We start from the raw sequence: 5609 nt of genomic DNA, 5'->3' as shown, positions 1-5609 counted from the left end.
GGTCCACGGCCTGCGTGTCATGCCCGACGTCCACCTCGGCAAGGGAGCGACGGTCGGTTCCGTCATCGCCATGCGCGATGCCGTGTCGCCGGCCGCCGTCGGCGTCGACATCGGCTGCGGCATGTCCGGGGTCCGTACGAACCTCACCGCAGCGGACCTGCCGGACGACCTCGGGCCGCTGCGTGCGGCGATCGAGGCCGTGCTGCCCGTCGGCTGGAACGCCAACGACGGCACGGCGCCGGTGCTCGCGCGCGACACCAGGCTCGCCGCGAGCTTCGAAGGGCTGATGGGCCGGTTCGGCGACCTGCGTGCACCGAAGATCGCCGACCGGGCGGGCCGCGCTGCCGCACAGTGCGGTTCGCTCGGATCGGGCAACCACTTCGCAGAACTGTGCGAGGGTGACGACGGCCACCTGTGGCTCATGCTCCACTCCGGGTCGCGCAACATCGGCAAGGAGCTGGCGGAGCGGCACATCGCCACGGCGAAGACGCTCGAGCACAACCTCGGGCTGCCCGACCGTGACCTGGCCGTGTTCCTGGCCGGCACGGCCGAGATGGCCGCGTACGTCCACGACCTGTACTGGGCGCAGGAGTACGCGCTGCTCAACCGTGAGGTCATGATGACGACGATCCGCGAGGTCGTGCGCACGCACCTCCCGCACGTCGCCTTCGACGAGCCGGTGCGGTGCCACCACAACTACGTCTCGGAGGAGACGTACGACGGGGTCGACGTCRTCGTGACCCGCAAGGGCGCGATCCGGGCCGCGCTCGGCGACCTCGGGCTCATCCCGGGCTCGATGGGCACCGGCTCGTACGTCGTGCGCGGGCTCGGCAACGATGCGTCGTTCAACTCCGCGAGCCACGGCGCCGGGCGCCGGATGTCGCGCAACGCGGCCAAGCGGCAGTTCACCATCGAGGACCTCCAGGCCCAGACGGCGGGCGTGGAGTGCCGCAAGGACGCCGGGGTCATCGACGAGATCCCCTCGGCCTACAAGGATCTGGAGTCGGTGATGGCGGCTCAGGCGTCCGGCCCGAGCCCGCTGGTGGAGGTCGTGGCCCGGCTGAACACGCTGCTCTGCGTCAAGGGGTGAACGGCGTCTGCGGCCGCAACGTGCACAAGACCCCTCGACCGATGACGGTCGAGGGGCCCTGTCTTATGCTGGCGTGGTTCTGGCGTGATCTCTCAGATGCTGCGGATCGCAAGGGCGACGTTGTGGCCGCCGAAGCCGAAGGAGTTGTTGAGAGCCGCGATGTCGCCGTCGGGCAGCTTCTGGTGCTCCCCGCGGACGACGTTGAGCGCGATCTCGGGGTCCTGGTCGTCGAGGTTGATCGTCGCCGGCACGAGCCGGTTGAAGATCGACTGGATGGTGATGACCGCCTCGAGCGCTCCAGCGGCGCCGAGCAGGTGGCCGGTCATCGACTTCGTCGCCGTGACCGACAGGTTGTCGGTGTGGTCGCCGAAGGCGCGCTTGATCGCGTTGTACTCCGCGACGTCGCCGACAGGGGTCGAGGTCGCGTGCGCGTTGATGTGGATGATGTCGGTGGGTGACAGGTCGGCGCGCTCGACGGCATACAGCATGGCGCGGGACGCGCCCGACCCGTTGGGCTCGGGGGCCGTGATGTGGTGCGCGTCGGCCGACATCCCGACGCTCGCGAGCTCGGCGTAGATGCGCGCGCCACGGGCGCGGGCGTGCTCCTCCGACTCGAGGACGATGACGGCGGCGCCCTCACCGAGCACGAAGCCGTCACGGCCCGTGTCATACGGCCGGGACGCCTTCTCGGGCTCGTCGTTGCGGGTCGACAGCGCCTGCATCGCAGCGAAGCCGGCGATGGGCAGCGGGTGGACCGCCGCCTCCGTGCCGCCGGCGACGACGACGTCGGCGCGGCCGGTGCGGATCATGTCGATGGCGTAGCCCATGCTCTCGGCGCCCGAGGCGCAGGCGCTGACCGTCGTGTGGGCGCCGGCGCGGGCCCCGAGGTCGAGTGAGACGGCGGCGGCAGGCCCGTTGGGCATGAGCATCGGCACCGCGAGCGGGTAGACGCGCCGCGGCCCCTTCTCCTTCAGCACGTCCCACTGGTCGAGCAGGGTCCACACGCCACCGATGCCGGAGCCGATGGCGGCGCCGAGGCGCTCGGGCTCGATCTCCGGCGAGCCGGCGTCGGCCCACGCCTCGCGTGCGGCGATGAGGGCGTACTGGCTCGACGGGTCGAGGCGGCGGGTCTCCACCTTGGTGAGGACCTCGCTGGGCTTCGTGGCGATCGTGGCGGCGAAGGTGACGGGCAGCTCGTGCTTGGAGACCCAGTCGAAGTCCATCGGGCGGGCGCCGGACTGGCCGGCGAGCAGGGCCTCCCACGTCTCAGGGGCAGTTCCGCCCAGGGGCGTCGTGGCTCCGAGACCGGTGACCACGACGCGTCGGTCGCGATTGGTCGTCATGGTGACGTGCTCCTCTGAGTCGAGTGGGGTGGTTTGGTGCGAGGGGTGGAGGGGGTGGGGTGGTCCGGTTCGGTCGGCGCCCGGTGGCCCGGTGGGGCCGGGCGCCGACCGGCCGCGTCAGGACTGGGCGCCGCCGATGAAGGTGACGGCGTCGCGGACGGTCTTGAGGTTCTTGACCTCGCTGTCCGGGATGCGCACGCCGAACTTCTCCTCGGCGTTGACGACGATCGTCATCATCGAGAGGGAGTCGATGTCGAGGTCCTCGGTGAAGGACTTGTCCATCTCGACGGACGCGGTGTCGAGACCGGTCTCCTCGTTGACGATCTCGGCAAGACCCTCGAGGATCTCCTGCTCGGACTGAGCCATCTGTCTACTCCTTGGTGATGTGTGGGTGATGTGTGGTGCTGGGTGGTTGTCGTTCCGTGGCCCGAATGACCCGTCGGGACCCGCGGGAGTGCTGGGACTGCCCGTGCTGGGAGTGCTCAGGGCAGCACGACGACCTGCGCGGCATACACCAGGCCGGCGCCGAAGCCGATCTGGAGTGCGAGGCCGCCGCTGGGGATCTCCTTCTCGGCGAGCATCCTCGTCGTCGCGAGCGGGATCGAGGCCGCCGAGGTGTTGGCCGTCGTCACGATGTCGCGGGCGACGGGGATGTCGGCGGGCAGCTTGAGCTGCTTGATCATCGCGTCGATGATGCGGATGTTCGCCTGGTGCGGGATGAAGGCGTCGAGGTCGTCGGCCTTGATGCCGGCCTTGTCGATGGCCTGCTGCGCCACCGGAGCCATGCCCCAGACGGCCCAGCGGAAGACCGTCTGGCCGGCCATGCCGATCGCCGGCCAGACGTTCTTGTCGGCCTGCGCGGACTGCCAGGACTCGCGCACGTCGGTCCAGGCCTGCCTCTGGCTGATGGCGTCGCGCTGCGTGCCGTCGGAGCCCCACACCGTCGGACCGATGCCGGGGGTGTCGCTCGGGCCGATGACGCAGGCGCCCGCCCCGTCTCCGAAGATGAAGGCGCTGCCGCGGTCGTAGGGGTCGGTGAAGTCGCTGAGCTTCTCGACGCCGACGACGAGGACGTAGTCGGCCGAGCCGCCCTTGATCATGTCGCTCGCCAAGGCCACGCCGTAGCAGTAGCCGGCGCACGCCGCCGAGATGTCGAGGGCGGGAGCGGTCGAGCCGAGACGGGACGCGAGCTCGGGCGCCGCAGCAGGCGTCTGGTACGGGTGCGTCACCGTGGCGACGAGGACGAAGCCAATCTGCTCCGGTGCGACGCCCGCCTGCTCGAGGGCCTGGCGGGAGGCCGCCTCGGCCATGTCGACGACGCTCTCGTCGGCGGCGGCGAAGTGGCGGCTGATGATGCCGGACCGCTCGCGGATCCACTCGTCGCTCGAGTCGATCTTGTCGACGATCTCGGAGTTCATGACGACGCGGGCCGGGCGGTAGGCGCCGACGCCCATGATCCGCGAGTGGCGCGGCGCGCCGTTGTCGACGAGGGTGCCGGTGCCCTTGGGCGTCGGCGCTGTAGCGCTGGGGGATGTCACGTGAGGCCTTCTCGAGGGTGAGGGTTCAGGTGGGTCGTGGATCGGCGCTGGAGTGGTCCGGGGACGGGGTCGCCGTCGCACGGGGACCTCTCCATGAGCCTGCCCCTTGTCGGGGTGGTGCGCTAGTCAAGGATCCGTCACGAGCCTGTGTGGGCTGCGACGAGGGTCCGGGCCGCCTCGAGGTCGTCGGGGGTCTTGACGGCGAGGGTCTCGACGCCGGGCATCGCCCGCTTGGCGAGGCCGACGAGGGTGCCCGCGGGAGCGAGCTCCACGAGGCCGGTGACGCCGAGCGCGAGCATCGTCTCCATGCAGCGGTCCCAGCGCACCGGGTTGCTGACCTGTCGGACGAGCCGGTCGAGGGCGTCGGGGCCGTCGGCCACCGTGGCGCCGTCGGCGTTGGAGAGCAGCCGGAGTGCCGGGGCGGCGGGCGTGATGTCGCGGGCGGCCGCGACCAGGGCCTCGACGGCGGGGGACATGTGGCGGGTGTGGAAGGCGCCGGCGACCTGGAGCGGGATGACCCGCGCCTTGGCGGGAGGGGCGGCGCGGAGGGCCTCGACCTGCTCGAGGGTGCCGGCCGCGACGACCTGTCCGGCGCCGTTGACGTTGGCGGGCGTGAGGCCGTGGGTCTCGAGCGCAGCCAGGACCTCGTCCGGGTCGCCCCCGAGCACGGCAGCCATTCCTGTCGGGGTGACCGCGCTGGCCTCCGCCATGGCGCGGCCACGGGTGGCGACGAGGGAGATGGCCTGATCGTCCGTGACGACCCCGGCGAGGGCGGTGGCCGTGAGCTCGCCGACCGAGTGCCCGGCGAGGACGGCGCCGGTGCCGGCGAGGTCGCCACGGGTCGGGAAGAGGGCCGAGGCGGTGACGAGTCCGGCCGCGACGATGAGCGGCTGGGCGACGGCGGTGTCCTTGATCGTGTCGGCATCGGACTCGGTGCCGTGCGCGACGAGGTCRTGACCGGCCGCCCGGCCCAGGGCGGTCAGCTGGTCACGCACCCCGTCGAGCTCGAGCCACGGGGTGAGGAAGCCGGGGGTCTGGGAGCCCTGTCCGGGGCACACGATCGCTAGCACGTGCTCCACCCTTCCCGGTTACCGGTCAGGACCCCGTCACCGAATGTCACGAAGTCGTGGAGGATACTTTGGAGGTTTCCTCCAAAAGCAGCGAGGCGGTGGCGCTGGGCCGAGGCGGCGGCTCAGGTCGGTAACCGCGCGGCGTCTCGCCGGCCGCGCTGGTCGCGTCGGAGCCCGCGGCTGCCGGAGGGCTTGCCGTCGCGGGGGCAGGGGTCGCGGAAAGGCGACCCAGGGCCAGGGCGATGCGCACGGTCCAGGCCTCGCGCGGTGACGTGAGGTCGTAGCCCGTCACGTCGGAGATGCGTCCCAGCCGGTAGCGCACCGTGTTGGGGTGCACGAAGAGCGCCCGCGCGCTGGCCTCGAGCGAGCCGCCGGTCTCGAGGTAGGCCGTGGCCGTCTGCAGCAGCGGGGCATGACTCGCGCGGGCCAGCGGCCGGTGGATGCGGTCGACGAGGATGCGCCGCGCGGGCGGGTCGCCGGCGAGTGCCCGCTCGGGCAGCACGACGTCGGACTCGAACACGCGCGGCGCGTCGGGCCAGGCGGCAGCGGCCGCGAGCCCGCTCAGTGC

Annotated in this window: 6 protein-coding genes; 1 reads left to right on the top strand and 5 read right to left on the bottom strand. The window is 71.6% G+C overall.

What is annotated here, in order from left to right; genetic code table 11:
• The coding region (locus tag AC1DP0_RS17220) for an RtcB family protein (RefSeq protein WP_478086658.1) at positions 1-1090 on the top strand (1090 nt) is incomplete at its 5' end.
• A 92-nt stretch (positions 1091-1182) separates the two neighbouring features.
• On the opposite strand, the gene fabF is transcribed toward AC1DP0_RS17220, so the two are convergent.
• The 5 genes from fabF to AC1DP0_RS17195 form a co-directional block, all read right to left on the bottom strand.
• Positions 1183-2433, bottom strand: a complete 1251-nt coding sequence (gene fabF, locus AC1DP0_RS17215; protein WP_478086655.1) for a beta-ketoacyl-ACP synthase II — start codon at positions 2431-2433, stop codon at positions 1183-1185.
• 117 nt (positions 2434-2550) lie between these two features.
• Positions 2551-2799 (bottom strand): acyl carrier protein, encoded by a 249-nt coding sequence (locus AC1DP0_RS17210; RefSeq protein ID WP_142177560.1) that lies wholly within the window; start codon positions 2797-2799, stop codon positions 2551-2553.
• A 116-nt stretch (positions 2800-2915) separates the two neighbouring features.
• Positions 2916-3971 (bottom strand): beta-ketoacyl-ACP synthase III, encoded by a 1056-nt coding sequence (locus tag AC1DP0_RS17205; RefSeq protein ID WP_478086652.1) that lies wholly within the window; start codon positions 3969-3971, stop codon positions 2916-2918.
• 137 nt (positions 3972-4108) lie between these two features.
• Complete coding sequence (locus AC1DP0_RS17200) at positions 4109-5041, bottom strand: ACP S-malonyltransferase (RefSeq protein WP_478086650.1); 933 nt, start codon at positions 5039-5041, stop codon at positions 4109-4111.
• Between the two features lie 46 nt (positions 5042-5087).
• On the bottom strand, positions 5088-5609 hold a 522-nt coding region (locus tag AC1DP0_RS17195; protein WP_478086648.1), incomplete at its 5' end, for a PucR family transcriptional regulator.

This window comes from Terrabacter sp. P5_B1 (assembly GCF_056400505.1).
This window is presented reverse-complemented; position numbering and strand designations above follow the sequence as displayed.